This window comes from Massilimicrobiota sp. An134 (genome assembly GCF_002160815.1).
In the GTDB taxonomy this organism is placed as follows: Bacteria; Bacillota_I; Bacilli_A; order Erysipelotrichales; family Coprobacillaceae; genus Allocoprobacillus; species Allocoprobacillus merdigallinarum.
On the sequence record NZ_NFLH01000007.1, the window covers coordinates 17,665 to 44,431 of the forward strand.

Consider the following 26,767-nt stretch of genomic DNA (forward strand, 5'->3'; position numbering starts at 1 on the left):
ATTTTTAATATAATATATAAATACCTTAACATTATTTTAAAAATGTGTGAAAATGTCAAAATAATGTCTATTCAAGGAGTTTCTTGATTTCTTCCATATGTTCTAAAGCTAATTGATAGCCATATTGATAAATACGATCAATCTTCTGTAAATCTTTTTCAAAAGAATCAATTTGAAGTTCTTCACTTGGTCTTAAAATAATCGCCTGTCCCTGTTGTTCTAACTGTTCACAATAAGCCAATGTTTCATTATATAAAAGATGTCTTGTTAATAAGGGTTGTACTAATTGAGGATATTTTTTCTTTAATAAACGACTCGCAACAACATTAGCCTTTGATAGTGTTTTTTGATATCCTTTAGGTCGCGTTAGGACAATCAATAGTTTCTGATGTCCATCCTCCATAGCTTTTTTAACTGGAATAGGATCACAGATTCCTCCATCATAATATTTCTTACCATTTAAAGAAATAACTGGAAAAGCAAAAGGAATGGCACAAGTTGCTTTCAACATTGTACATTTTTCATCTAATTGTTTTCCATCCAAATATTCACATTGACCTGTTTCCACATTGGTCACACCAACTTTCACTTGAGCTGGATTATTTAAAAATGTATCCCAATCAAAAGGATAGATTTCGTTAGGAATCGTTTCATAAGCATACTTTAATCCAAATAAACTACGATCATGCAAATAGTTACGAAGTCCCACATATCTTTTATCATGACGATGATTCATTAAAATATCATAATTACGTTTTGGCTGCTTAGATACATAAGAAAAACCATCTGTAATACCTGCTGATACTCCAATAACATAAGGAAAATCAACACCATGATCATTCAATGCATCCATCACACCACTAGAAAAAATAGGACGAAAAGTTCCTCCTTCTAATACAAGAGCACCCATTAGCGTTTATCCTCTACCATAGACATATACATGTCTTCGTCAAATTCCTTTAAGAAAGCAACCAGCATATCAACAGTCGCTTCAAAATCATCAAGATGAATCATCGTATAATGAGAGTGCATATAACGTGTCGGGATAGAAATAGTTAAATTCATGACACCCTGTCCCACTTTACTTAACTCTCCTGAATCTGTTCCACCTGCCAAATCCATATCAAGCTGATAAGCAATATGGTGATTTCGACAAATATTTTCTAATTGTTTTAATAAACCAGTATGACCAATCACACTGCCATCCATCACACATAATGCGACACCATTTCCCAATCTGACATCGCCCTGTTCCCCGCCAGGAAGATCATACGAAAAAGTCACATCAATGGCTAAAGCCAAATCCGGTTGAACCATTTGTGCCACTGTTTTAGCACCACGTAATCCCACTTCCTCCTGTACTGTTCCTGCTACATAAAGAGTGGGATAAATCTTTTCATGATGCAAACGTTTCATAACTTCTACCATGACTGCGACTCCAATGCGATCATCCCATGCTTTGGAAAGCACACATTTTTCATTTTGCATCATAATAAAATCAGATACAGGCGTTACAGGATCACCTTTACCAATTCCCATATCTAAAACATCCTGTTTAGAAAAAGCCCCTACATCCAAATATAAGTCATCTACAGTAAGCACCTTTTCTTTAGGTGTCTGTTGTTTAAGAGCCATGACACCTTTTATGTTTTGACCATCACGTGTTTCAATATTCATTAAAGATGATGGTAAATGACGTGGATTCCATCCTCCTACAGGCTGAACCTGTATAAATCCATGTTCATCTATATTCTTAACTAAAAATCCTATTTCATCAACATGAGCTGTTAATAAAACCTTAAATGGGCTCTCTCCATTTTGAATCGCTATTAAACTTCCTAACCCATCATATTGTATGTCATCTGCATATTCTTCTAAATATGTTTTCATTAATCTTGTTATATGTTTTTCATAGCCAGAAATACCATTGGCTAAACTGAACTGTTTCAACATTTCTAAATCAGCCATTTTTTCAACCTCCTGTTTTCTATTATACCTTATTTTTATATCATCACAAGAGTCCTAAAAATTATTCCCATTTTTTCTCCAAAAAAACAAAAAGAGGGAAAATCCCTCTTTATTTTGCTAAAGCTTTTTTTGCTGTATCTACAATAGCAGTAAATCCTTGAGGATCTGCAATTGCGATTTCAGATAACATTTTTCTGTTAATTTCTACATTAGCTAATTTTAAACCATGCATTAATTTTGAATAAGAAATATCATTCATTCTTGCAGCTGCATTAATACGTGCAATCCATAATTTTCTCATTTCACGTTTTAAATTTCTTCTATCTCTATATGCATATTCTAAAGAGTTCATGACTTGTTCATGAGCTGTTTTATATAACGCATGTTTAGAACCAAAATATCCTTTGGCTAATTTTAAGACTTTCTTTCTTCTACGTCTAGTTGTATATCCACCTTTAACTCTTGCCATTTTTTATCCTCCTATTCATTACCCTTGTAATCTAGATTTAATACGTTTCATATCTGAAGGGTGTACTAAAGTTGCTTTTGCTAAATGTTTCTTTTGTTTATGAGTCTTGTTATGAGATAAATGTGAAACATACGCATGTCCACGTTTATATTTTCCTGAACCAGTTCTTTTTAAACGTTTTTTAAGTCCACTATGAGATTTCATTTTTGGCATAATAATATCCTCCTGTTATTTTTTCTTTGGTGCTAATATAGCAGTTAATGTTCGCCCCTCTAATTTGGCAGGTTTTTCAATCACACAATAATCTGCACATTCAGCGACGAAATCATCTAGTATTTTTTGACCAATATCAATATGAGCGAGCTGTCTACCTCTAAAGCGAACCGCAATTTTAACTTTATCACCAGCTTCTAGCCATTTCAATGTTCTTTTTAATTTGACATTTTTGTCATGAACATCAATCGTTGGTGATAATTGCGTTTCTTTTAAAGAAACAGTTTTAGAATTCTTCTTCATTTCTTTTTGTTTCTTTTGTTGTTCAAAACGATATTTTCCATAATCCATAATACGACATACTGGTGTTTTGGCTTTTGGTGCAACACACACTAAGTCTAAATCTTCATCATATGCTGTGTTAATAGCCTGATTACGTGACATGACACCTAACTGGTCCCCATTTTGATCAATCACTAGAACTTCTTTGAAACGAATCTTTTCATTCACTAAATCGTCATTTGATTGATTGTTATACTTGCTAATAATAGCCACCTCCTATAAATTGTGTAGTTTAAACAAAAAGTGAGCACATAAAGCACCCACACATTGACATTAAGATATTCATCTTAGTGACATAAGCCTAGCATCATAAACACTCAGGCGAGAAGTAGGCACTTCTTCTTTCCACTACTTTTCATTTACTGTCATATCATAATAGATTTTTGATGATATGTCAATCTTTTTCTTAATAATATTGTTGAGTTTATCGTTTTTTGAATAGTTTTTCAAAACTTTGTGGTGTTGGTGATACAAAACGCATCTCCTTTTTAGTCAAAGGATGAATAAACATAAATTCATGCGCATGCAATCCCAGTCTTTTTAAAGGATTTGAAGTAGAATGATATTTGTCATCACCCACAATAGGATGATGTAATGAAGAAAGGTGGACACGTATCTGATTTTTACGTCCTGTATCCAAATAAACTTCCAGCATACTCCATTTTGGACAAGAGCGAATCACACGATAATGTGTAATGGCTCTTTTTCCATTCTGTTTGCTTGTTATATAAACATTTTGAGTTTTCGATTCTGCCAGATAATTATCTATAGTTCCTGATGGTTTTGACATTTTTCCTTCCACAATCGCAATATAACCTCTTGTTTTAACATATTGATTCCAATGATGAGTTAAAATATCATATAGCTTTTTTGATTTGACAAACATCAAAATCCCAGAAGTATATTGATCTAAGCGATGAACCAAAAAGATATTTTCATTTTTTGATGTTAAATACTTTTTCACAATAGCATAGGCCGTCTTTTGACTTTCTTTGGCTGTCGCTTCACTTAATAAACCACATGGTTTATCAATAACAATCAATTCTTTATCTTCATAAAGAATAGGAAAAGGCAAAGCATCTTTCTTTTTTTCGATAGAAACAATTTGCCCCTTCTTTAAAGGATATGCATAATGCGTCTGAATATGTCCATCTACATAAATACATTGAAATTTGAGAAGATTTTTTAGTTCAGAACGTTTCTTAGATGTTTGTTCTAATAAAAACGGTAGTAATGTCGTTGATATTTCGACTTTATATTCCATGAATCATTTCCTCCATATGATCATAAACACAGATCTTTAAATTCTCTTTGCCTTTTTGAAGAGCTTGTGATAATGGCATGGATGATGGTGTTATGCTCCAGACATTTTGAAAACCTAACGCCTTTAATACATCCAAGTCTTCCACACGACCACAAAAAGCATAAACATTTTTATGATATTTTTGAGCCAGCTGTAAAACACCATAAGGTGTTTTTCCATATTGTGTCTGATAATCCATCTTGCCTTCACCTACAATCACACAATCACATGAGGCAATAGCTGATTCTAAACCGACCATTTCACTAACAATATCAAAACCTCGTTTTAAATGTCCCTGACACAACAACAATGCATAACCGAGTCCTCCTGCTGCTCCTGCTCCTGGTTCGTTATGAAATGACACACCTAGCTGCTTTTCAATAAGATCACTATAATGTTTCATGGCCTGATCAATTTTTTGACAATTATGAGGAGCTAATCCTTTTTGTGGACCATAAACATATGTTGCACCCTGTTGTCCACATAAAGGATTGGAAACATCACAAACACCTATGATTTCAATATCTTTGAGTCGTTTTTGGAAATGACTCCAATCCATAGAAACAATCTCTTCAAGTCCAGCCATTGTCAATGGGACCGTGAGATGCTGGTCATTGAAAAAAGATACACCTAAAGCCGCTAACATACCAATGCCTCCATCATTTGTTGCACTGCCTCCTAAACAAATCATGATACGTGATATAGGAAACTCTAGAGCCTTTAAAATCAATTCTCCTAATCCATATGTTGTGGTCAAATATGGGTTTTTATCTTTTTCATCTAAAAGTTCTAATCCGCAAACCTGAGCACATTCTATAATAGCCAAATCTCCAACAATTCCTAATGGCGCTTTTCGCTTTTCAAAACAAACACCTGTCACTTCATATTCGTAAATACGTCCATTCATAGAATGAATCAATGTTTCTAGCGTTCCTTCTCCACCATCTGCCAGTGGTAGACATTGTGTGACAATCGCATCATCATAATCTTGAATAGCCTGTTTGATTTGCATACTGGCTTCTAAAGCACTCATACTTTCCTTAAAAGAATCAGGCGCAATCACAATCTTCATTTCTCCACCTCCAAAAAAAGAGTAGACTATTCTACTCTATAAAATACATGTTGAATTTCTCATTACAAAAGCTTTTAATAAAATTTCAATCAAGACAATAATCCATAAAGGAATAGCTGTCCAGCTTAATGCGACAATTAACATTGCTATCTTAACAACAACAGTTAAAATATTATTCATAACAGCAATTGTACGCATATGACGTGCAATAACAAAAGTTTCATAAACTCTATTTAAATTGGCATCAATCAATACAATATCACTATTTTCTACAACTTTTGGATCAGCAAGTCCACCACGAGAAATACCGACATAACTTTTCTGTAAAAGTTCAATATCCTTAAAAGTATCACCAATATATACAACTGGTCCCGTTAAAGAATCCATTTTTTCCATTTTTTCTTCATTTGTCAGATTGTTATAAATCATATATTGATCATCTTCTAATGCCACTGGACCATCATTATAAATAACTAATGTTCTTCCCATATGAGATAGCTTTTTAAACAGATTTAATTCCTCATTTGTGACCTCTACCCCATCAAAACGGTCATAAACAATAGTCTGAGCTGCATTCACTGAATCTAGCCCCATTGATGATTCAACAATAATTCCATTTTGAAATGCTTTCGCAAATCCTGCCAACATCCCTAAAGATGTTGCCTGATCACTTGATAAAGCACCAGATATAACAAGGAAAATGGCTCCAACATGAATATATGCTCCATAATCTTCAAAATTAACAAGTGGTAAAACAATACCTAAAAGAAGTCCTAGAATAGTCATAACAGGTGTATAAAATTGTGCTAAACGTTTTGTATATTTTTCTACTTTTGATTCATAGACTGGTGCTACACTGGCAATATTCATTAAATTCATGTAGTTAGAACTTTCATAAGTTTCATCAACCTGCACATAAATAGGCATATCACCAACATTGACATCACCACTACGTACATGACTTCCTTCTTTCACAACAACAGGTTCATAGGTACTGGTATTAGAATAAGTGCTCATTGCTGAAACACCTTTATGAATAGTCCCTGGAATAGAAACAGTTTCTCCTGGTTTAACCACCAGAATATCCCCAATTTCTACATCATATAAAGAAACCTTTTCTTCTGTATCATCTTTCCATTTGATTCCTGTTTCAGGCATTTCTACAGCATTATCAATTTTATGTAAAGAGCGTTCTAAAACTTTATTTAAAAATGGTGTCGACAGTTCATAAAAAATCAAAGCAAAACATGTTTCAATGTAAGCTCCTGAAACAATTCCAAAAAACATCGCTATAAATATGATAAGAGATTCACTCAAAAACTTCTTAGATAAAATATCTCCCCAAGCTTTTTTTAATAAAGGTGTCCCTAATAAAATCACTGTCACCAACCATAAAACAGGTGTCATCCATGTATGATCTTTAGATGTTACCAAAGCCAATGCAATTACAACCAATAATATTCCCACACGAATATATGTATGTAAATATTTTTCATTAAAGACATCCTGTGAACGAATAGGACGATGATGTTCAATGATTTCCACAGAAGGATTGATTTTAAACAATTCTTTTCTTAATAAACTTAAAACATCACGTTGATTAGATGTCAGTAATAACAGCTTGTTTTGTGCATCATAACGTACATTTTGATATCTATGATCTTTTTCTATTCTTTCAACCAAAACATAAATATCATCTTCTGTAATCATATTTTTAAACATGAAATAATATTGACGATCTTTCTTTTTCGCAAAATCATATTCACGTTTTTTACCATCAATGACCTCTTTGACAACCAGATCTTTATTTATACTTTGAATAAGACTTAATAAAGCATCAATATCAAGACAATGAAAAACAATACTATCTTTATTAACCTTAATATGCGAAACTTGTTCTTTTTCATTTAATTTCAAACTCAAATGATTCAATTCTTCAACCGATTGAATATGAGAGATTTCAAAAGTCTTTTTTGTCAATACAATCACCCTTTCTACGACATCATAACATATTTTTTATAAAAAACAAAGAAACATCATGATTTCTCATAAGATTGAGCATGTTTTACTAATTGAAAATACTCTTTAAATTCAGCTTCACTGCAACTTAAAGAAAACTCTTCTCCATAAATTTTATAAAAAGAAACTTCCATGTCACCTGTACGAATCATACATAAATAAACTTGACCTTTTTTAAAAATAATCAGTTCTTCTTTACCAATTTGCATACGCATGTCCTGAACACAGCGACAATAACAGCGTTTTCCTTCATTAGCCACAGGTGACACCTCCTTAAAGATATTCTATCACTTTTCATATGGCTAAAAAAGAAAAATGATACCCATGTGAGTATCATTTAGTTTTGTGAAAATTCTGCTAAAACAAGATCAGGATTTTTATCTGTTGCCCAACGAACACCCCATTCATTAGAGAACAGTAATAAATATTGTCCTTTTAAATCTTGAACTTTCTTTGTATCTGATGAAAGATTCAATTTCTTAAAATCAACCTGATCATTTTTAATCCAACGAATATATTGATATGGAAGAGGGGTACTGACAATGTCAACATTGTATTCATTTTTTAAACGATATGTTAAAACCTCAAACTGTAAGACTCCAACAACTCCAACGATAATTTCTTCCATACCGCCACCAAGCTCAGTAAAAATCTGAATAGCTCCCTCTTGAGCAATCTGTTCTACACCTTTAACAAACTGTTTACGTTTCATTGTATCTTTATTTCTGATTGTTGAAAAATGTTCTGGCGCAAAAGTCGGAATACCTTCATAGGCAAATTTATTTTTAGCCGTGCATAATGTATCACCAATCGAAAAAATACCTGGATCAAAAACACCAATAATATCTCCTGAATAAGCTTCTTCGATTTCTTCACGATTTTCAGCCATCAGTTGTTTAGACTGATTTAGCTTAATCTTTTTATTACCCTGATAGTGGAAGACTTCCATACCTTTTGTAAACTTTCCTGAACAAACACGCATAAAGGCCATACGGTCACGATGTGCTTTATTCATATTGGCCTGAATCTTAAAGACAAAAGCACTAAAATCTTCAGAAAATGGATCTATTTCACCTATATTGCTTTGACGAGGCAATGGTGATGTTGACATTGACAAGAAATGTTTCAAGAATGGTTCAACACCAAAATTTGTAAGTGCTGAGCCAAAGCAGACAGGTGATAGTTCACCTTTGTGGACACGTTCAATATCAAACTGTGCCCCTGCCCCATCTAATAATTCAATATCATCTTGTAATTGTTGATACAAAGTTTCCCCAAGATGTTGTTTTAACTGTTCATCATGCGCATCACAAACTTCAACATCCACTTCTTTTTTACCACCCTGAACTGGAATAAAGCGAATAACTTCTTCTTTTTGACGTTCATAAACGCCCTTAAATTCTTTACCACAACCAATTGGCCAGTTAACAGCACATGTTTCGACTCCCAATTCACGTTCAATTTCTTCCATTAATTCATAAGGATCTTTAGCTTCCCTATCCATTTTATTAATAAAAGTAAAAATAGGAATATGACGCATAGCACAAACTTTAAATAGCTTACGTGTCTGATCTTCGACCCCTTTTGAACCATCAATAACCATGACAGCACTATCTGCCGCCATTAATGTACGATACGTATCTTCTGAGAAGTCCTGATGCCCTGGTGTATCCAAAATATTAATACAAAAACCATCATAATTAAATTGTAATACAGAGGATGTGACTGAAATTCCTCTTTGTTTTTCAATTTCCATCCAGTCACTGACAGCATGTTTAGATTGCTTTTTTCCTTTGACCATACCAGCTTCCTGAATAGCTCCTCCATAAAGAAGAAACTTTTCAGTTAATGTTGTCTTTCCAGCATCTGGATGCGAAATGATCGCAAAAGTTCTGCGTTTTTGCACTTCTTCTTTGAATTCTGACATGATTTTCCTCCTTAACGTCTCTAAGAAATCATATTAATGAAAATCTTATCGTTTGTCAATTTTAAAATGCAAAGTTTCCATCTTTAAAAATCATAAATGTTGATCCATCTTCTAAAGTAGCTTCAATAGACAAATCTTTTGTCCCCATCATAAAATCAACATGTGTCAAAGAATCATTAATACCCTGTTGATAAAGTTCCTCTTTACTCATTTGAAGACCATCTTTGATACATTCACCAAAACCTTTACCAATAGCCAAATGACAAGATGCATTTTCATCAAATAATGTATTATAGAAAATCAGATTTAACTGACGAATAGGTGAATCATAAGGCACGAAAGCCACTTCACCTAAATAATGACTGCCTTCATCCGTTTCAATAATGCTTTTTAAGACATCCTGCCCCACTTTAGCATGATAATCCACAATACGTCCATTTTCAAAAGTGATATTAAATTCATCAACAATATGTCCCTGATAATGTAAAGGCATAGAGCTATAAACAACGCCATTGACTTGATGGAAATCAGGTGAAGTAAAGATTTCTTCAGTTGGTATATTAGGGAAAGAATAAATCCCATCAGTTGTATAACTTCCTCCTCCAGCAAATAAATATTGAGGATTCATACCTATAGTTAAATCTGTTCCAAGACTATTAGAATAATGTAAGGATTTGATTTTCTTTTCATTTAAAATACGAACACGTCTTTCAAATGAACGACGATGTTCATTCCACGCTTCAATAGGATCTTCCTGATCACAGCGTGTCACCTTGAAAATAGCTTTCCATAAAGCATCAACCGCTTCCCCGTCACTCATTTCTGGAAAGACTTTATTTGCCCATCCAATACTTGGAGCGCCCACAATACACCAGCGATTAATTCCTAAATCTAATGCATCATAAAATGGCTGACAAGCCTGACGCACCGCTTTACTCCAAGTTTGAATTTTTAATGGATCGATATCTTTCAATGATTCAGGATCAGATGATTCAATAGAAATCAAAGCTGCATGTTGAAGCGCATATTGGTTTCTCATTTCCTGAATATAAAGTGGAACTGTTTCAAAATGTTTTTGATCACAATGTTCATATCTTAAACGTGTTACTTCTTCATCACGATAATTGACAATCACATCCTTTGCACCCACTTCATAAGCTTTTTTTGTTAATAAACGGACAAGCTGATAACTGTCAATAGACGCTTCAATGAATAAGTCCTGTCCTTTTTGTAAATTCACACCTTGTTTAATAATAAGTTCAGCATATTTTTCTAACATGATTATCCACCTTTCTATCTAATCAAATGATACCCTATTTTGTTCTATTGTCAACAAGAACTTGTGCCATAAACGACTCTATGTTATAATAAAAAAGCAAAGGAACATAGCACGTATTTTTAAAAGTATTAGTTATTCTTCAAAGCAAAGATTTATTAGTCGTTTAAAAATGAAGTACTGGTTTTTTGCGAAATCTTTTAAGGAGGTACTTCATAATGAGTACAGGTAAAGTGAAATGGTTTAAATCTGACAAAGGGTATGGTTTTATTACAATGGAAGGGCATGACAAAGATATCTTTGTTCATTTCTCATCTATTAACGCTGAAGGATTTAAAACTTTACAGGAAGGTCAAACTGTTGAATTTGATATCGTTGAAGGAGATAGAGGACCTCAAGCTACTAACGTAACAGTTATTGATGATTAAACCATATAAAAAACACATCTTCGGATGTGTTTTTTATATGTGTTCTAACTTGATTGTTTTGATTTTAAAAAGGAAATAATAATATTTAAAAATATATAATCCAATAATAAAGACTCTTAACCACCATAAGTCTGTCAAAAACAATGGAAAAGCAAGCATGAAACTGGCAAGACTTAAAATACAGATTTTTGTTTTTAAAGTCATTGCTCTTTTTTGAACAAATGGTTCTAAATGTCTTTGATAAGCCTTTGTAGATACAAACCAGTTATGCACACGCTTAGAGCTTCTTGCAAAACAAAAGCCAGCCAGTAAAAGAAAGGGTGTTGTTGGTAATATAGGCAATACAATCCCAATAAATCCTAGACCAAAGCTAATCATTCCTATCATCAAATAAATATAACGCATACGTTTCCTCCTAAATTTTCAAAGCATGACGTAAAGCCAGTAGAGGATGATAAAAAATCATTCTCGGTCCACTATAACGCATGACTTTTTTGATTTGCTTTTGCATATTCTTTTCATAACAATGAATATGACATTGACTACAAAATGTTTTATCTTTCATCATGGGACATTTTTCAATACGCTTCAAAGCATAATTGACTAAAGTCTTTTCATCTATATCATCATGATGTAAACAATATAAATGAATCATCAAAGCCACAACTTTCATTTCTCTTTGTCGTTTCTTTTCAATATTCATTAGCTGACCCTACCTTGATCCATTTTGATTGTTTGATTGACAATCTTCATTGTCGATTCACGATGAGAAACAAGAATAATGGTTCTCTCTTTTTCATTTTGTAATGCTTTTAAAATAATCCCTTCATTTAAAACATCTAAATTACTTGTTGGTTCATCTAATAAAATACATTCTGCCTGGCTCAGAAATGCTCTTGCTAGTGAAATTCTTTGTCTTTCTCCTCCTGATAATGATGACCCCAGTTCACTAACAAGTGTCTGATAACCCTCAGGTAAAGACATAATCCAATCATGCAGACTGGCTTTTTGACAGGCGGCTTGAATCTCATCACTTGTAGCATCCAAATTTGCGATTTTAATATTATTTTCAATCGAATCATGGAATAACACAGTTTCCTGTGTGACATAAGCAAACATATGACGCATATTGGATGTATTGATATCTGTTAAAGGTGTTTGACCTATTTGGATCACACCACGAAGAGGATCATAGAAACGCATAAGCAACTTTAATAAAGTCGATTTTCCACTACCACTCTTTCCAATAATACCTGTCACTTTTCCTTTATCAAAATGAAGGTGAAGATTCTGTAAAATAGGATCATCTTCTTGATAAGCAAACGTCACATCATCCACATGAATATCATCAAATGATATATGAGGCTGTCCTGTCACTTCACAGATAGCTTCCTTTTCTTCTAAAATGGCCATGACACGACGGCCACTACTTAATGTAGAAAGTAAATTATTTGCGAGATTAGACAAAGCCATCACTGGTCCAAAGCTTGAAAGCATGAGCACCACTGCCGTTATGACATGATAAACATTGACTTGATTTTGTAAATAGAAAATATACATCACGATAAACATAACGAAAGCAAAGATAGATATCAGCAATTGTGAACTTACAATTTGAATAGCTTCAATATTTTTCATCTGTCCTTGCATATCCTCAATACGATCACTACGTTCATTCATCTGTTCAAGACGTTTGTTTCCAGCATGATATTGCAAAAGTGTTGATAAACCACGATAGCTTTCTAATAGGAAACTACTCATATGACCAATTGCATCACGATTCTTTTGCCCTATCTCCTGCCCTTTGTGATTGACATAAAAGGGAATCACAATGGCCATCATCAAATAAGCAATCAAAGCAATCATCATAGCGAATATATGTATATGAGCAAAAAATTTCAATAAAATCAAAGATGTGAAAAAAGCAATCAAAACTGGTGAAATCGTATGGGCATAGAAAACTTCAAGTAACTCAATATCATTGGTAATAATAGAAATTAAGTTACCTTTGTCTTTCCCATCCAATTTGGCTGGTGCCAGACGTCTTAATGCCGTGTATACATGATCACGTATAATCGCTAGAAGTTTAAACGCAATATAGTGATTCAATGCCTGTTCACCATAATGAAGTACACCTCTTAGTATTGCCAAACATAGCAAAATACCTAAAACCCATGAAAGAGGAAAGTGTGCATACATCCCCGTTGTCTGTAAAATAGCCATCACCGCTATAACGGGAATACCAATCGCACAAAGAAAACCTAAAACACCTAACAAAACAGCTCCTAACATTGGAAGTGTTAATGGTTTGACAAGTTTTAACATTTTCCATATCAATTGTACATTATTCATGGCTATACACCTCCAATTCCTGTTGACTTTGATACATATGATGATAAATGCCTTCTTGATGCATAAGTTTTTGATGTGTTCCCTGTTCTACCAAAGTCCCTTGTTGCATCACATAAATCTCATCACAATGAACCACACTTTGTAAACGATGGGTAATGAAAATAACCGTTTTTGTTTGTGTTAAGGTCTTAATGACATTTAAAATATGGTTTTCACTCTCTACATCAATATTACTTGTGGCTTCATCAAAAATATAAACATCTACGTCTTTAAGTAATGCTCTGGCAAGATTCAATCGTTGTTTTTGTCCACCAGATAAATTACTTCCATTTTCTAATAATGGCGTATCCAATCCCATTTGTTCATGGAAAAAGCCATCTAAACGCACTTGCTTTAATACATCCCATAACTGTTCATCACAATATTGTGAAAACATATTTAGATTTTCTCTAACCGTTCCTTTCAATATCATAGGATCATGTGTCACATACATCACATGTTCCATAAAACTCTCATCACGAATATCACTACGTTGATGCTCACCCATATAAAGATGTCCTTCTAAACAACGGTGATAGCCCATCATTAACTTGGCTATTGTACTTTTTCCTGAACCACTTTCTCCAACAATACCAATAAATTGATGTGGCTGAATATGTAAAGATACATCCTTTAAAATAGGTCTTTTGTCATCATATTGAAAAGAAACATGTTCAAGTCTGATATCAAAGGAAGTATCTAAATCATATTGACCATCCGATGATACAGGCAAATCTAAGATTTTAAAGATTTTATCACTCGCAGCAATACCATTCATCGCAATATGGAAGAAAGAGCCTAACTGTCTTAATGGAATAAAGAATTCAAAAGACATCAAAACAATAAACAATGCACCAAACAATGATAAAGTCTGATTTTGAAAATGTGTAATCGCAAAAAAGCATCCCAATCCTGCCCCACCATAAGCAACAATATCCATAATACTGATACTATTTAATTGCATAATCAAGACACGCATTGTAATACGTCTAAAATTCTCTGCTTCCTGATTCATCTGTTGTTGTTTATAAGCATCACTTTGATAAATTTTTAATGTTGTGAGTGCTTGAAGATTTTCTAAAAAACTATCTCCTAGTGTTGTATAGCTGTTCCAATATTTAGAAAGCAGTTTTTTGGCAAACTTCTGTACGAAAATAATCGAAACAGGAATCAATGGAACACAGACAAATAAAACCAAAGCACTTTTCCAGTCTAAGAAAGCTGTCAAAACAAATAATGTGACTGGTGCTAAAACACTATAAAATAATTGTGGTAAATATAATGAAAAATAAGTTTCTAACTGATTAATACCTTCTACTGATAATTGAACCAATTCACTTGTTCTAACATGATCTTGATAATGACTTCCTAAACTTAAAACTTTTTCAAAAAGACGCTGTCTTAAAGTCTTTTTCACAAGACTTGCTCCTTTAAAAGAATAATAAGTTGCCTTTTTTAAAACATAAGCACGTATTATCAAAGATATCATCATCACAAGTAAAATCAAGACAACTTTTTCTATAGAAAGTTGTTGATCAAACAACTGTATAAACAAAACACATATCAATAACGTCAACACAATATTCATCAATAAAGCTATCCATTGACAAAATACCTGTTTCCATATATATGATTTTGCATCTGGCATTTCTTTTAATAATCTCTTGTCAAACATGAATACTCTCCTTTTCTGTTAGTCTTATCTAACCGAAGTAGCCAAATGTTAGCATAGAGTAACTCGTAAGTCAATAAGAAAGTGATAGAATATCCTATCACTTGTTAAAATGAGCTATATCATATGTTTGCCATTGTTGATTCTTTTTGATCAATCCCTGATAACGACATGTTTGACAATCATATTGTAAAACATTTAAAAATTGTGTTGTAATCACAGAAGAATCTAAATATATAAAATCACCTAAACAACAGATCTGATGAAAATCAGATTGACCCGATACTTGATGTGTACCAATATGTCCAGCAATGACTTTTTTATAAAATTGTCCTTGCGAGGCAGGATATTTCATCAAATAGGTATTGACTGTTGATACCTGTTTCCATAGTTCTGGTTGATAATCAATGACTTCAATACCAGCATGAACAAAGATCTGATGATCATTTTCATAATAATAAGGTAAATGTTTTAACCAGTCCATAACAGAAGCATGTTTTTGACATATCAGTTCACGGCATTGATGATACATATCTTCTATTATAGAGAAACGATCTTGATGATAAGCAGATGCTCGTTGATAGATGGATGTCATATCTTCTTCACCTGTAAAACTTTCTAACGTTGAAAAAGACATATCTATTTGCGTATCCAGATAAGTTTCACGATCTTCTAAAAAAGATAGTAACCATTCTTCATGGTTTCCTTGTAAAACAATCACCTGTTGAGGATATGCAAGTTGTAGCTGATAAATATATTGCAGTGTCAGATATGAATTTCCATGACCATCACCATCAATATAATCACCAACCAAAATCAATTGATCACCATTTTCAAAACGAACCCATTCATCAACAACATTCTTTAATAAATCATATCTTCCATGAATATCTGAAATTGCATAAATATATGCCATGATATTTTCCTACCCTACAATATTATTCTTCTGTATATTTCGTATTAAAGATATCTTCCTGATCAAAATCTTCCTTCATTTCTTTTAATTCTGGCAATTCATCTAAGGAAGTCAATGAAAATGCATCCATAAATTCATCTGTCACTCCATATAAGATGGGTTTACCAGGTGTATCTTCTCGTCCAACTTCTTTAATTAAAGCTTTCGCAGCTAGTTTTCTAATCATCGCATCACATCCAACACCACGTATTTCTTCAATACGTACACGTGTAACAGGTTGATTATAAGCAATGATTGCTAAAGTTTCTAATGCTGCATTAGACAATGTATTTTCACTTTGTTCAATCATTCTTTGATAATATTCATGATGTTTGGCAAGTGTGGCAAATTTATAGACACCACCAAAATTAACCAGTTCAAACCCTTTGATTGTCTTATCATTTTCAATTTGAATCAGTTCATCAACATATTGTGTCGCTTCTTTTTTACTTAATTTTAAAACAGAAGAGATTTGTTTGATTGTTAAACCTTCATCTCCTGATAAAAACAACATACCTTCTATCACACTTAATATTTCATTTTTGTCCATCAAACTCTCTCCTTTAAATAGATATCTTCAAAGTTTCCATCCTGTTCAATAACCAGTTCATTTTTATTGACTAAAACAAGAACAGATAAAAAAGTAATCACAAAGAAGATTTTTGTTGGTTCCTCAAACAAATCTTCTAACTTGACTCTTTGATTTTTATGTATACGAAAATACTGTCTAATCTGATCACTACGTTCATCAATAGAAATCTCAACACGTGCTATTTTAGATTCTAATGGTGCCAATAATGCTTTTCTTTGAAACATCTTTTGCATAGCTCTAATTAAATCATAGACTTCCAAATTATCTGGAATCATTTCTGTTGTATCAATAACATATTCATCCATAAAAGCAGGAGCTTTTGTATGAATATATTGTCTTTGTTCATATTTTTCTTTAAATTCATCTAAGACATCTTTATATTTTTTATATTCAATTAATCGTTTGATTAACTGTTCTCTTGGATCTTCCTGATAATCATCTTCCAATTCAACCTTTTGGGCTGGTAAAAGCATTTTACTTTTCATCTCAATTAACTGTGCTGCCATGACTAAATATTCTGACATTGTTTCTAATTGTTGAGCATCCATTTGATCAATATATGCAAGATATTGATCAGTAATAACTGAGACTTCCAAAGTTTCCAAATCCATTTCCTTTTCTTTAATTAAATGCAACAATAAATCTAATGGACCCTGAAAATCTTCAAGAACAACTTCATATGCCATGCTTCCACCTCCACTAACTTATGTATTATAACATAAAGTCCAATGCCATGACTATATAGAATACCTAAATATTTTTCTATGAGATTGTTGTTTTTTAAAGAAAACATCTTTTACATAATTTTCTTAACTTCATGACTAACAGTCAATTTCATTTCTATCGGTATTCTTCTATTGAATATCTTTAATCCATAAATCAAATCTCTTTTATTCTTGTTTTAAAACTACTTTTCATCAAGACCAATAAACATCAAATATTCTTTCATTATAGACATGACTTCATGCTGACGAAGGAATGTTGTATATATACAATCTACACATGACTATCATCAATGACACACCTTCCTTGAAACATAAGACCATTCAAAAGATCAGCAAAGCAGCCAGGATGACAAAAATAATTCTTAATATGCGTATCAAATCAATTTCTAAAATTCATCATAATAATAGATCCTCCTATTATTTATATACGCATTTTTTTATGACACACTTTTTTATCTTTATAAAGATTATAACATAATATTTGCTTATAGCATACTTTTTGATAAAGTAAAAATCCTTTTTACAAAGGATTTTCTTCTTATCGACACATCAATTTAATAATTTCTTTGTCTGTTTCTTTCATACCTTCTCTTGATAGTTGACCAATATTTTGAATCGTATTTTCTACACCTTTTAAAACAAGACCTTCACCGTCTTTAAATTCACAGCCGTTTTTATACATATAGTATCCTAATATTCCTGCATCCACACTGGCAGCAATCTTTCCAGCACATGATGGTTTCGCCCCATCACAGATAATACCTGATACAATAGCCAATCCATTAACCATTGTATGACAAAGAGCTTCATAGTCACCACCAAGCAAATAGGCAATTCCACATCCTGCTCCAATTCCAGCGCTGACAGCGCCACAATAGGCAGATAGTCTTCCAATCCCAGTTTTTTGATGAATTGTACATAAATTAGATACAATCAATGCACGATAAAGTTCTTCTTGGCTTTTATGATATTCTTTGGCATATACAATGACTGGTAAAGATGCTGTCATTCCCTGATTACCACTTCCCGAATTAATGATGACTGGCATTTCACAGCCACTCATTCTGGCATCACTTCCAGCTGCTGCATAGGCCTTGGCTTTGACTTTGACATCATCACCATATGTCTTTAATAAAATCTGACCAATATGTGCACCCCAGTCATTTTTCAATCCTTCACATGCAATAGCATAATTATAATCAATTTGTCGCTGTAAAATATCTTGCACTTCTTCAATCTTTACATTTTTGGCAAACTCATAAATATCACGAATATTCAATAAACTACGATCTGTTAAAGTCTGATCCGTAGAAGCAACGACTCCCATCTGGAAAAGGACTTCCTGATCTTTTTCAATATACACAATATTGGTATGAAAACCAGCAATACGTACTTTTGCACGATGATTTTGACCAATTAATTCAACACAGATGTCTAATGCATATTCACTTTCTATAGGTATAATTTCAATAGGTGTTCGATTCAACCATTGTTGCATTTCCTTTTTTTGCTGATCAGTCACATGCGCAATGACTTCTAATACATTTTCTGTAATTCCTGCCACTACACCAGCTCCAATACTTGAAGGAATTCCTTTTAAACCTCCAGTATTAGGAACAACAACACTTTTAACATTTTTAATAATATTCCCACTCACTTTGACTTTAGCTTTTACAATGTCATCATCTAAAACATCACGACATTTACTTGCACAATAAGCCAAAGCAATAGGTTCTGTACATCCCATAGCAGGAACCAGTTCTTCTTTTAAAATCTGTATATAATGACGATAATTTTTTTCTTCCATATTCTCTTCTCCCCGTTACTTTCTTATTCTAACATTATTTTAGAAGATATGAAATACCATTATCTGACAAATCTCAACATTGTGACTCATCGACATAGCACCAAATGACATAAAACATCAATCCTATTGAAAATATAACATAAACATTATAAAAAAGCATAGCATTCATCAAATATTTTTCCTGTGAAAAAACAATCAATAAGCCCATCTTTGCTTCGACAAGTACAAAAGAACCTAAAAATGTATAAAACCAGCCATGTCTTCTTTGATAAAGATAAGACCATACACCTATCAAATAAAAGAGAATACCTATACACGCTAAAAGATTTAACCAATCTATCACAACCATTTCATATAATGGATTATATTGTATAAAAAACAATGGCAGCATACTGATCAAAAAAGCGTTCATTAATCTATGTGTCATCTTGATCACCCTGTAAGAGTTTATCAAAATAAAAAAATATCTTCTTTAAGAAATGATTAAGAAGATATTAATCTTTTTTAGGTTGTCTAATAAAAAAGCGTAATAATTCTTTACCATGGAAAGGATACAAGGGATATAAATAAGAAACGCCAAAGGTTTTGATACGTGCTAAACTGATCCAAAAAATCAGATTAAATAGAATAAATCCATATATATTCAATAACATAACGGCGATAATCATCATGATTTTGATATATTTATTGGTCAGTGATAATTCATAATTAGGGGTTGCAAAACCACCTACGGTTCCAATCGCACAAAACATCAAAATATCTTCTGAAAAAAAGCCAAGCTGAATAGCAAATTCTCCAAGTAAGATAGCTGCAATTAATCCCATCGCATTAGACAATGATTGTGGCGTATGAACAGTCGCAATACGTAAGAGTTCAATAGATAATTCCATAATAAGAATCTGTATAAAAAAGGAATAATCCCATTGTAAAAAGGATGAACTTAAAGCAAAAATAGGAACAAGATATATGGATAAAAAAACTGCAATCATACGTATTAATCGTATAAATGTCCCAATCAATGGTGTCTGACGATGTTCTTCAACATGTTCTAAGATTTCAAAAAGAGTTGTTGGCAACATCACTATAGAAGAAGATGTATCACATATAATCGCAATATAACCATGTTGAATATGGGTTGCGACAATATCAGGTCTTTCACTATATCGCACTAAAGGAAAAGGGTTGTATCCCTGATTCAATAAAACTTCTTCAATAGCACGATCAGTCATGATAAATTCTTGAGTTTGAACTTGAGAAATACGAGTTAAAAGTTGTTGTAAGACTTGTCGATCAACTTTATCTTCCAGATAAGCCACGGCAATATCAATGGGATTTTGCGTTCCCATTGTTGTTAAATGAAAACATAATTCAGGTGAGCGAATACGACGACGAATCAACCCTGTATTATTTAAGATAGACTCATTAAAGCCATCCTTAGCTCCACGGACACTTTTTTCTGTTTCTGGTTCTTGAATAGCACGATTTGGAAAATTTTTAGTATCCATTAAATAGGTGATTTCACCATCAAATAAAGCACTATTACCACCAAGGACAGCTCTTTGAATTTTTTGAATCTGATTTGTAGAAACGATTTCAACATCTCCCATGTTGATACAGTTTTCTAAATCTTTTCCTTCTCTATTTTCAATACCTTCTACCAGTCGTGAAATCAAAACATCGTTAGATAAACTGGCTAAAAAATAAAGATGAACCAGTCTTCCTTTAAAATTTAAAATACGATGTTTCAAATCATAAGAATTATTCATGATTTCGGTTTAAAAAGAATAGCCACAAGGAATCCAAAGAGAATGGCTGCACTAATTCCAGCAGCTGTTAAATCAAACATTCCCATTGCAATACCAAAAACACCATACTCTTTGGTAGCTGCCATGGCTCCATGCATTAAAGAATGCCCAAAACTGGTAATAGGTATTAATGCTCCTGCATGAAAAATATCAACCAGACGATCATAAATATGGAAAAGATCTAAAAACGAACCTAAAACAACAAATAAACTGGTAATATGACCAGGTGTCAAACGACTATGATCATAAATAAGCTGAGCTATCAGACAAACAAAACCACTAAACAAAAAAGCCATGATATAATTCATTCTATCGCCTCCAGACTGATGGCATGAGCAATGCATGGAATACTTTCTTTTTGCGCACTCATCATTGGTGATAATAAGGCTCCTGTTGAAACAACTAGCACACGTTTTAATTTTTTGTCTTTAAGCTGTGGATATAATGAACCCATTGTCACCAAAGCACTACAGGCACAGCCACTGCCACCTTGAAAAACAGGCTGTGAAGATAAATCATATAACATGCATCCACAATCGTTATATCGCACAACATCCATTTTATGACGTTGCAGCATTTCTTTTAAAATCTGATGACCATACATAGATAAATCCCCTGTCACAACCAAATCATAATCATGAAAAGTGCGTTTTAAATCCTGAAAATGATTCATGAGAGTATCAAAAGCCGCTGGTGCCATGGCACGTCCCATATCATTAGCATCATTCTGTGAGTAATCTATGACACGTCCTAATGTGATAGCTTCAACTCTTACAGACTGTGGCTGATTGGTTAATAAAGTGGACACAGCTCCGGTCGCTGTAAAGGTTGTTGTGTCTTTTTTTTGGACACCATATTCAACAGGATAACGGTATTGTCTTTCAGCCGTTGCATTATGACTTGATACCATTGTCACAATTTTGTCTACATAACCAGCATCTATCAGCAAGCCAGCCATCGCCATGGACAGAGCAAAACCTGAACATGCGCCATATAATCCAACAAAGGGTTGAGGCAGTTCTCTTGCCAGATAGTTGACAGATGTAATCTGATTTAACAAGTCACTTCCTAAATATAAATCAATATCTTTATATTTCAGTTTTTCTCTTTTCAAACAAATATCCAAGGCATCCCTCAACATTTTACGTTCAGCTTTTTCAAATGATTTTTCACCATAATGATAATCCTGCAAACTTTTATCAAAACAGCTTCCTAATGGTCCTAAATATTCCAATGGTCCACAGACTGTCCCTGAAGAAACAATATAAACATTTTCTAAAGTCACCGAATTACCCAAAAAGTGTAATGACATAACGAATCACTCCCAGCAGTGCTGAACTGACAATGCCATATGTAATGACAGTTCCTCCTAGCTTAAACATATTGCTGCCAATCCCCATAATCAATCCTTCACTTTGACTATCTAAAGCACATGATGTCATACTATTAGCAAAACCAGTAATGGGAATAAATGTCCCTGCTCCTGCCTTTTGAGCCAATTTATCATAAATGCCTAATCCCGTTAACAAACAGCTTATAAAAACTAATGTAATAATCATCATAGGTGTTGCATCTTCTTGTTTAACATGATAAACATTCATAAAAAACTCTAAAACACCTTGTGCAATAGCACCAATGACACCTCCATACAAAAATGCATAAAACGCATTTTTCATCTTATGTCCTGTTGGTTTCAAAGATTCAGCCAACTGATCATATTCTTTACGATCCATTTTTCATCACCTCTTACATAGTGTTTACATTTTTTGACTTTTCAAACATGATTTTTTTTGTTGTACATATACTCTTCTTGAAAGGAAATGATGAATCATGAAAAAACTTTTAACGCGTATCTTTGAATACTTTTTTGAAGTGATTGAAGTTGATGAAGATGGGCATGAAATCAAAAAACAACAAGAATCTTAATTCTTGTTGTCATTTTTCTAAACGTACCCATATTCTATTTAAAATAGGAATCAGAATATAACCGATAAAAATTTCAATTGGTAAAACTGCACATTCCTTAACAGCTCTTATACATAGTGAGATTGTCCAAGGAATCTGATACATCATATCTAACCATAATGGTGTTAAACATAAAGTGACAACCAATTCCGTAAGGACAACACATAAAACCCATGTTGAAAAGGTTTTGGCTTCCTGTGCATTAATTTTACGTTTTAAAAATGCAATCACTATCATAAATATCAATGATAACAACAGACAAATACTTATCAGTGTGATTTTATCTTGTGATTGAAGATGATACACTGTTTCAGAAATATTCACTGAATCAAGCTGTCCAATATAAATGGAAGCACCAATACCTAAAACCAAAATCAGTCCAATTACAATGCGTAAAACATTTTGTGGGCTGATATTTTTTGAATGTTCATGAATCAATGACGGAATGACACTGACAAGAATTGTTCCTAAGGTAAATCCAAAGAATGGAAATCCTGTAGGTACTAAAATCAAACCAATCACATCGCTACACAAACCAACAATAAAGGCATAACTTGGTGATAAGAAATATCCCGCTAACATCAAGGGAATATATTCAAATCCAATTTTAAGACTTTCAGCTCCAAACAACGGGATCATAATAGCCAATCTTTTACAGATTGCTGTTAAGATAATAAAAATAGCTGCTATCACTAATTTCATGACATTTCCTTTTTCAAAAGGATAAAACTTAAATACATAAAAACCGAGTGCAATAATAATGATTGCAATAATAATTTGTTCCATAACATCATGCTACATATAACAAAATTTTCCTGCTTCATCCTCATTTCTAGTCCACAGGCGTTAATTCCGATCATAAGACCGTACATGCTTTGCTACTGACGTAGACTCCTCCTTCTTTTTTTATTTTTTTCTATCATACACGATTTATTCATTATTGACAATATTTCTTTCTTCTCCTTTTAAGAAGGCAAGTATATTTTCATAAACTTCATCTACGCATCTTTGTCTTGCTTCAATAGAACCCCAGGCAATATGTGGTGTGAAGATAACCTTATTCATATCTTGAATAGAATAAAGCACATCATCTTCTAATAATGGTTCATGTTCAAAGACATCTAAGCCAACTCCCGCTAAATGTCCTTCATTCAAGACTTTCACTAAAGCTTTTTCTTCTATAATACCACCACGTCCAACATTGATGAGATATGCCATTGGTTTCATTTTTCTTAAAGCTTCTTCATTAAATAAATAATGTGTCTTTTCATTTAATGGTGCATGAATACTAATAATATCTGATGTCTTTAACAAAGTATCAAAGTCAACCTGCTGATAATCGCTGGTTGCATTTTGACCACTTGTCGAATAATATTGAACTTTAGCACCCATAGCCTTTGCGATACCTGCGACTTGGCGACCTATATGACCTAATCCGACAATCCCCCAAGTCATAGAAGCAACATCATGGAAAACATCATCAAAATAACTAAAACACTGACTTTGACAATATGCTTTTGATTTAACAAAATGATCATATGCCACATTTTTCTCTACCAAATGCATCAATAAAGCTAACGTATGTTGAGCAACTGTCTTAGTCGAATAATCTTTCACATTAGCGACCTTAATGCCATGATCACGACAATATTCTAAATCAACATTATTCGTTCCTGTCGCAAATAAACAGATTAATTTCAAATGTTTTAAACCTTCCAGCACTTCCTTTGTCATTACATTTTTATTTGTAATCACAATATCAGCACCTAAAATACGACCTTTAATTTCTGAAGGTTTTGTATCTTCATACATGGTCACTTGTCCTAAAGAAGCAATTTTTGACAAATCAACATCTTTTCCAACAGAAGCACTTTGTAAAACAACAATATGTGTATCTTCCTGTTTTAATAATGTCATAAAATCTTCTGGTGAAACATTCTGGAAAAGTTTTCCAAGCCAGATAGCTTCATTTAAATCTAAAATATCAGTTGGTAAAGCCACCCCACACATCACAGTATCTACAATTTCAAATTTTAAAATATGCTGAATCATCGCAACACCTAAAGCTTTAGATGTCATTGTTTTATCATCTTCAATTTTTTCTAAAAGATGTTGTTTAAAATGTTTTTCATTTTGTATACATTGATAGATACACTCCTGTAATGACGTATATGTTAAAACATGTTCTCTTATAAAATCATGATAAAGAAGTGGTAAAACAACATCATACAATTCTAATGGCACAGGTCTTCCATACCCTTTTGTAAAATTATACAGTATAGCTGTTCCTAATTCTTCATCTTTCATGCGATCTACTAATTTCATGATTATTTCCTCCCTCAAATAAATAAACTTCTACTCTTTGTCTTTCAGCCTTAGCTTTATCATCATAAAAAATCATACAGATTTTCATTTTCTGTTCATGAATATTATATTTCATCACATTATAGGAAATATAACGGCTACGACTTTCTTTTAAGCCACCCGTAGCACTTCCTGCCCCAATATAATAACAATCATCTTCTTTTTTAAAAAAAGGTAAATGCTTATGGCCATGAAACACATAATGAATATGTCGTTTTTGTAGCCAATCAATTAATAATGGTGCATCAACCAGAACTTTTGAAGTTTCTATAATACGATTGATAAATGTTTTTTCATGCCATTTGGTTTTAATAAACTCTGCTTTATCAATGGGATAAACATGGTGATGCAACATCACTAATAATGTATATTCTTCTAAATGATCAATAGCTGACAATTCATCATCTATTTCATCAAGTTGTCTTTTTCCTACTTTTCCTCTCGCTAAGTTTCCTTCACTTGTTGTATCCATTTTAATAATAACGATTTTTTCCTGTTCTAAAACTTTAACATTTTCACCAAGCAGATAAGCAATCACTTTACTTTTTTGATTTCTAGCAAAATTAAAGCCATGAACAATCACATCATGATTTCCTAAAATAAAAGTCACATTCGCCTTATAACGCTTTTTAAGACTATTCATAAAATCATTGGCTAAATACATATTTTTACGATTAGGAGATTCCATCAAATCACCTGTTATCAAAATATTAACTGCCCATAAAGAAGGTAATCTTGGAATCAGTTCATCCAATGAAGCATAAAGACGCTCCAGTCCCTTTTGACGTTTATCTTTACCGAGATGCAAATCACTCAATTGAATGAAATAGGCATCATCCTGATACTGATTATAAACATCAAATAAGCAAAGATGATTTTCAATATAGGATGTTAACTGCAAGAAATCTTTTTGATTATGTATCGGCGCAAATACTGCCTGTTGTCCTTTAAAAATTAAACATCCTGGCCACATATCAGCATGATTTAAAGCACAGAAAAAGGCTGGAAAAGGATCAAAGAAAGATAAATTATCACGTTGAAAATGTTCTGAAATAGCATAGAAATAAATATTCTCGTATTCAGGAAAAGATGTCATTTGAAAAGAAGATTCATCAAATCCAGGCACATAAACAATGTGAATCGCTTCCTGATATGTTTGAGCCATTGTTTCCATTTCACTAGAAAAAGGCTTATGCAAAATATGATCCACATCTTCAGCTTTCATAAAACGTGACAACAATGCATAATCATCCCTTGTGATAGAAGATAAAACATCACACGAAATATGGCGTTGGCAAAGCCATTGAACAAAACTTTGTATATAGTCATATGACATCAATAAATCACGCATATATGCTGATTCATTACGATAAACAATATTAAAAAAGGTATTGATAAAGAAGATTTCATTCACTGTCTTTTCACCTCATAATTTTATTATACTACAAATTGAAATAATTGAATATGAAAAAAT

At 32.8% G+C, this 26,767-nt stretch carries 28 protein-coding genes and 1 other annotated feature; of the genes, 1 reads left to right on the forward strand and 27 read right to left on the reverse strand.

The window, feature by feature from the left end; translation table 11 throughout:
• Nucleotides 1-67: 67 nt before the first annotated feature.
• From B5E79_RS04565 to B5E79_RS04615, 11 genes are all read right to left on the reverse strand, one after another.
• Nucleotides 68-910 carry a patatin-like phospholipase family protein gene (locus B5E79_RS04565; RefSeq protein WP_087297137.1) on the reverse strand — a complete coding sequence of 281 codons (843 nt, stop codon included), beginning with the start codon at nucleotides 908-910 and terminating at the stop codon, nucleotides 68-70.
• On the reverse strand, nucleotides 910-1,968 hold the full coding sequence (locus tag B5E79_RS04570) for a M42 family metallopeptidase (RefSeq protein ID WP_087297138.1): 1,059 nt from the start codon (nucleotides 1,966-1,968) through the stop codon (nucleotides 910-912). The genes B5E79_RS04565 and B5E79_RS04570 overlap by 1 nt, the downstream gene beginning before the upstream one ends.
• A gap of 109 nt (nucleotides 1,969-2,077) precedes the next feature.
• Nucleotides 2,078-2,437 (reverse strand): 50S ribosomal protein L20, encoded by a 360-nt coding sequence (gene rplT, locus B5E79_RS04575; protein ID WP_087243201.1) that lies wholly within the window; start codon nucleotides 2,435-2,437, stop codon nucleotides 2,078-2,080.
• An 18-nt stretch (nucleotides 2,438-2,455) separates the two neighbouring features.
• Entirely contained in the window at nucleotides 2,456-2,650 is a 195-nt protein-coding gene (rpmI, locus tag B5E79_RS04580) for a 50S ribosomal protein L35 (protein ID WP_087243200.1), read from the reverse strand.
• 15 nt (nucleotides 2,651-2,665) lie between these two features.
• Nucleotides 2,666-3,205 (reverse strand): translation initiation factor IF-3, encoded by a 540-nt coding sequence (gene infC, locus B5E79_RS04585; RefSeq protein WP_087243199.1) that lies wholly within the window; start codon nucleotides 3,203-3,205, stop codon nucleotides 2,666-2,668.
• A 16-nt stretch (nucleotides 3,206-3,221) separates the two neighbouring features.
• Nucleotides 3,222-3,342 (reverse strand) — a sequence feature (ribosomal protein L20 leader region).
• Between the two features lie 74 nt (nucleotides 3,343-3,416).
• Nucleotides 3,417-4,256, reverse strand: coding sequence for an RluA family pseudouridine synthase (locus B5E79_RS04590; protein ID WP_087297139.1), 840 nt, complete (start codon nucleotides 4,254-4,256; stop codon nucleotides 3,417-3,419).
• A complete protein-coding gene (locus B5E79_RS04595) occupies nucleotides 4,246-5,367 on the reverse strand; it encodes a glycerate kinase (RefSeq protein ID WP_087297140.1) in 1,122 nt (373 codons plus the stop codon). Before B5E79_RS04595 ends, B5E79_RS04590 begins: the two co-directional genes overlap by 11 nt.
• Nucleotides 5,368-5,403: 36 nt before the next feature.
• The gene (locus B5E79_RS04600) at nucleotides 5,404-7,347 is read right to left on the reverse strand and encodes a P-type ATPase actuator domain-containing protein (protein ID WP_241147452.1); all 1,944 of its coding nucleotides are present in this window, start codon (nucleotides 7,345-7,347) and stop codon (nucleotides 5,404-5,406) included.
• 56 nt (nucleotides 7,348-7,403) lie between these two features.
• Nucleotides 7,404-7,646, reverse strand: a complete 243-nt coding sequence (locus B5E79_RS04605) for a hypothetical protein (protein WP_087297141.1) — start codon at nucleotides 7,644-7,646, stop codon at nucleotides 7,404-7,406.
• Nucleotides 7,647-7,723: 77 nt separating this feature from the next.
• Nucleotides 7,724-9,313 carry a peptide chain release factor 3 gene (locus B5E79_RS04610; RefSeq protein ID WP_087243195.1) on the reverse strand — a complete coding sequence of 530 codons (1,590 nt, stop codon included), beginning with the start codon at nucleotides 9,311-9,313 and terminating at the stop codon, nucleotides 7,724-7,726.
• A 61-nt stretch (nucleotides 9,314-9,374) separates the two neighbouring features.
• The gene (locus B5E79_RS04615; protein ID WP_087243194.1) at nucleotides 9,375-10,592 is read right to left on the reverse strand and encodes an aminopeptidase; all 1,218 of its coding nucleotides are present in this window, start codon (nucleotides 10,590-10,592) and stop codon (nucleotides 9,375-9,377) included.
• A 215-nt stretch (nucleotides 10,593-10,807) separates the two neighbouring features.
• Between B5E79_RS04615 and B5E79_RS04620 the strand changes: the two genes are divergently transcribed.
• Entirely contained in the window at nucleotides 10,808-11,017 is a 210-nt protein-coding gene (locus tag B5E79_RS04620; protein WP_087243193.1) for a cold-shock protein, read from the forward strand.
• Between the two features lie 33 nt (nucleotides 11,018-11,050).
• Here B5E79_RS04620 and B5E79_RS04625 read toward each other — a convergent pair whose 3' ends face one another.
• The 16 genes from B5E79_RS04625 to B5E79_RS04700 all read right to left on the reverse strand — a co-directional run bounded on the left by B5E79_RS04625 (nucleotide 11,051) and on the right by B5E79_RS04700 (nucleotide 26,707).
• Nucleotides 11,051-11,422: a YbaN family protein gene (locus tag B5E79_RS04625; RefSeq protein WP_087243192.1), complete on the reverse strand. Its 372-nt coding sequence runs from the start codon at nucleotides 11,420-11,422 to the stop codon at nucleotides 11,051-11,053.
• 10 nt (nucleotides 11,423-11,432) lie between these two features.
• Nucleotides 11,433-11,720, reverse strand: a complete 288-nt coding sequence (locus B5E79_RS04630) for a nitrous oxide-stimulated promoter family protein (protein ID WP_087243191.1) — start codon at nucleotides 11,718-11,720, stop codon at nucleotides 11,433-11,435.
• Complete coding sequence (locus B5E79_RS04635; RefSeq protein ID WP_087297142.1) at nucleotides 11,720-13,369, reverse strand: amino acid ABC transporter ATP-binding/permease protein; 1,650 nt, start codon at nucleotides 13,367-13,369, stop codon at nucleotides 11,720-11,722. Before B5E79_RS04635 ends, B5E79_RS04630 begins: the two co-directional genes overlap by 1 nt.
• The gene (locus tag B5E79_RS04640) at nucleotides 13,362-15,083 is read right to left on the reverse strand and encodes an ABC transporter ATP-binding protein/permease (protein WP_087297143.1); all 1,722 of its coding nucleotides are present in this window, start codon (nucleotides 15,081-15,083) and stop codon (nucleotides 13,362-13,364) included. The genes B5E79_RS04635 and B5E79_RS04640 overlap by 8 nt, the downstream gene beginning before the upstream one ends.
• 97 nt (nucleotides 15,084-15,180) lie before the next feature.
• A complete protein-coding gene (locus tag B5E79_RS04645) occupies nucleotides 15,181-15,996 on the reverse strand; it encodes a metallophosphoesterase (RefSeq protein WP_087297144.1) in 816 nt (271 codons plus the stop codon).
• Nucleotides 15,997-16,018: 22 nt separating this feature from the next.
• On the reverse strand, nucleotides 16,019-16,585 hold the full coding sequence (scpB, locus tag B5E79_RS04650) for an SMC-Scp complex subunit ScpB (protein WP_087243187.1): 567 nt from the start codon (nucleotides 16,583-16,585) through the stop codon (nucleotides 16,019-16,021).
• Nucleotides 16,585-17,313, reverse strand: a complete 729-nt coding sequence (locus tag B5E79_RS04655; RefSeq protein ID WP_087297145.1) for a segregation/condensation protein A — start codon at nucleotides 17,311-17,313, stop codon at nucleotides 16,585-16,587. The genes scpB and B5E79_RS04655 overlap by 1 nt, the downstream gene beginning before the upstream one ends.
• 577 nt (nucleotides 17,314-17,890) lie before the next feature.
• On the reverse strand, nucleotides 17,891-19,159 hold the full coding sequence (locus B5E79_RS04660; protein WP_087243185.1) for an L-cysteine desulfidase family protein: 1,269 nt from the start codon (nucleotides 19,157-19,159) through the stop codon (nucleotides 17,891-17,893).
• A 73-nt stretch (nucleotides 19,160-19,232) separates the two neighbouring features.
• Nucleotides 19,233-19,586, reverse strand: a complete 354-nt coding sequence (locus B5E79_RS04665) for a hypothetical protein (RefSeq protein WP_087297146.1) — start codon at nucleotides 19,584-19,586, stop codon at nucleotides 19,233-19,235.
• Nucleotides 19,587-19,653: 67 nt separating this feature from the next.
• The gene (locus tag B5E79_RS04670) at nucleotides 19,654-20,925 is read right to left on the reverse strand and encodes a spore germination protein (RefSeq protein ID WP_087297147.1); all 1,272 of its coding nucleotides are present in this window, start codon (nucleotides 20,923-20,925) and stop codon (nucleotides 19,654-19,656) included.
• Complete coding sequence (gene spoVAE, locus B5E79_RS04675) at nucleotides 20,922-21,272, reverse strand: stage V sporulation protein AE (protein WP_087297148.1); 351 nt, start codon at nucleotides 21,270-21,272, stop codon at nucleotides 20,922-20,924. The genes B5E79_RS04670 and spoVAE overlap by 4 nt, the downstream gene beginning before the upstream one ends.
• Nucleotides 21,269-22,276, reverse strand: a complete 1,008-nt coding sequence (spoVAD, locus tag B5E79_RS04680) for a stage V sporulation protein AD (protein WP_087297149.1) — start codon at nucleotides 22,274-22,276, stop codon at nucleotides 21,269-21,271. The genes spoVAE and spoVAD overlap by 4 nt, the downstream gene beginning before the upstream one ends.
• Nucleotides 22,254-22,697 carry a stage V sporulation protein AC gene (gene spoVAC / locus B5E79_RS04685; RefSeq protein ID WP_087243180.1) on the reverse strand — a complete coding sequence of 148 codons (444 nt, stop codon included), beginning with the start codon at nucleotides 22,695-22,697 and terminating at the stop codon, nucleotides 22,254-22,256. The genes spoVAD and spoVAC overlap by 23 nt, the downstream gene beginning before the upstream one ends.
• A gap of 202 nt (nucleotides 22,698-22,899) precedes the next feature.
• On the reverse strand, nucleotides 22,900-23,715 hold the full coding sequence (locus tag B5E79_RS04690; protein WP_087297150.1) for a folate family ECF transporter S component: 816 nt from the start codon (nucleotides 23,713-23,715) through the stop codon (nucleotides 22,900-22,902).
• A gap of 144 nt (nucleotides 23,716-23,859) precedes the next feature.
• Nucleotides 23,860-25,254 carry a D-2-hydroxyacid dehydrogenase gene (locus B5E79_RS04695; protein WP_087297151.1) on the reverse strand — a complete coding sequence of 465 codons (1,395 nt, stop codon included), beginning with the start codon at nucleotides 25,252-25,254 and terminating at the stop codon, nucleotides 23,860-23,862.
• Nucleotides 25,226-26,707, reverse strand: a complete 1,482-nt coding sequence (locus tag B5E79_RS04700; protein WP_087297152.1) for a metallophosphoesterase family protein — start codon at nucleotides 26,705-26,707, stop codon at nucleotides 25,226-25,228. Before B5E79_RS04700 ends, B5E79_RS04695 begins: the two co-directional genes overlap by 29 nt.
• Nucleotides 26,708-26,767: the final 60 nt, after the last annotated feature.

What these genes read in the sequence shown, in the direction of transcription:
- B5E79_RS04595 (WP_087297140.1), bottom strand. Translation starts at nt 5,367, where the DNA reads ATGAAGATTGTGATTGCGCCTGATTCTTTTAAGGAAAGTATGAGTGCT.
- B5E79_RS04660 (WP_087243185.1), bottom strand. Translation starts at nt 19,159, where the DNA reads ATGGAAGAAAAAAATTATCGTCATTATATACAGATTTTAAAAGAAGAA.
- B5E79_RS04590 (WP_087297139.1), bottom strand. Translation starts at nt 4,256, where the DNA reads ATGGAATATAAAGTCGAAATATCAACGACATTACTACCGTTTTTATTA.
- B5E79_RS04665 (WP_087297146.1), bottom strand. Translation starts at nt 19,586, where the DNA reads ATGACACATAGATTAATGAACGCTTTTTTGATCAGTATGCTGCCATTG.
- rpmI (WP_087243200.1), bottom strand. Translation starts at nt 2,650, where the DNA reads ATGCCAAAAATGAAATCTCATAGTGGACTTAAAAAACGTTTAAAAAGA.
- B5E79_RS04635 (WP_087297142.1), bottom strand. Translation starts at nt 13,369, where the DNA reads ATGAATAATGTACAATTGATATGGAAAATGTTAAAACTTGTCAAACCA.
- spoVAE (WP_087297148.1), bottom strand. Translation starts at nt 21,272, where the DNA reads ATGAATTATATCATGGCTTTTTTGTTTAGTGGTTTTGTTTGTCTGATA.
- rplT (WP_087243201.1), bottom strand. Translation starts at nt 2,437, where the DNA reads ATGGCAAGAGTTAAAGGTGGATATACAACTAGACGTAGAAGAAAGAAA.
- B5E79_RS04620 (WP_087243193.1), top strand. Translation starts at nt 10,808, where the DNA reads ATGAGTACAGGTAAAGTGAAATGGTTTAAATCTGACAAAGGGTATGGT.
- scpB (WP_087243187.1), bottom strand. Translation starts at nt 16,585, where the DNA reads ATGGACAAAAATGAAATATTAAGTGTGATAGAAGGTATGTTGTTTTTA.
- B5E79_RS04565 (WP_087297137.1), bottom strand. Translation starts at nt 910, where the DNA reads ATGGGTGCTCTTGTATTAGAAGGAGGAACTTTTCGTCCTATTTTTTCT.
- B5E79_RS04630 (WP_087243191.1), bottom strand. Translation starts at nt 11,720, where the DNA reads ATGAATATTGAAAAGAAACGACAAAGAGAAATGAAAGTTGTGGCTTTG.
- spoVAD (WP_087297149.1), bottom strand. Translation starts at nt 22,276, where the DNA reads ATGTCATTACACTTTTTGGGTAATTCGGTGACTTTAGAAAATGTTTAT.
- B5E79_RS04640 (WP_087297143.1), bottom strand. Translation starts at nt 15,083, where the DNA reads ATGTTTGACAAGAGATTATTAAAAGAAATGCCAGATGCAAAATCATAT.
- B5E79_RS04670 (WP_087297147.1), bottom strand. Translation starts at nt 20,925, where the DNA reads ATGAATAATTCTTATGATTTGAAACATCGTATTTTAAATTTTAAAGGA.
- spoVAC (WP_087243180.1), bottom strand. Translation starts at nt 22,697, where the DNA reads ATGGATCGTAAAGAATATGATCAGTTGGCTGAATCTTTGAAACCAACA.
- B5E79_RS04690 (WP_087297150.1), bottom strand. Translation starts at nt 23,715, where the DNA reads ATGGAACAAATTATTATTGCAATCATTATTATTGCACTCGGTTTTTAT.
- B5E79_RS04615 (WP_087243194.1), bottom strand. Translation starts at nt 10,592, where the DNA reads ATGTTAGAAAAATATGCTGAACTTATTATTAAACAAGGTGTGAATTTA.
- B5E79_RS04625 (WP_087243192.1), bottom strand. Translation starts at nt 11,422, where the DNA reads ATGCGTTATATTTATTTGATGATAGGAATGATTAGCTTTGGTCTAGGA.
- B5E79_RS04645 (WP_087297144.1), bottom strand. Translation starts at nt 15,996, where the DNA reads ATGGCATATATTTATGCAATTTCAGATATTCATGGAAGATATGATTTA.
- B5E79_RS04655 (WP_087297145.1), bottom strand. Translation starts at nt 17,313, where the DNA reads ATGGCATATGAAGTTGTTCTTGAAGATTTTCAGGGTCCATTAGATTTA.
- B5E79_RS04695 (WP_087297151.1), bottom strand. Translation starts at nt 25,254, where the DNA reads ATGAAATTAGTAGATCGCATGAAAGATGAAGAATTAGGAACAGCTATA.
- B5E79_RS04610 (WP_087243195.1), bottom strand. Translation starts at nt 9,313, where the DNA reads ATGTCAGAATTCAAAGAAGAAGTGCAAAAACGCAGAACTTTTGCGATC.
- B5E79_RS04570 (WP_087297138.1), bottom strand. Translation starts at nt 1,968, where the DNA reads ATGGCTGATTTAGAAATGTTGAAACAGTTCAGTTTAGCCAATGGTATT.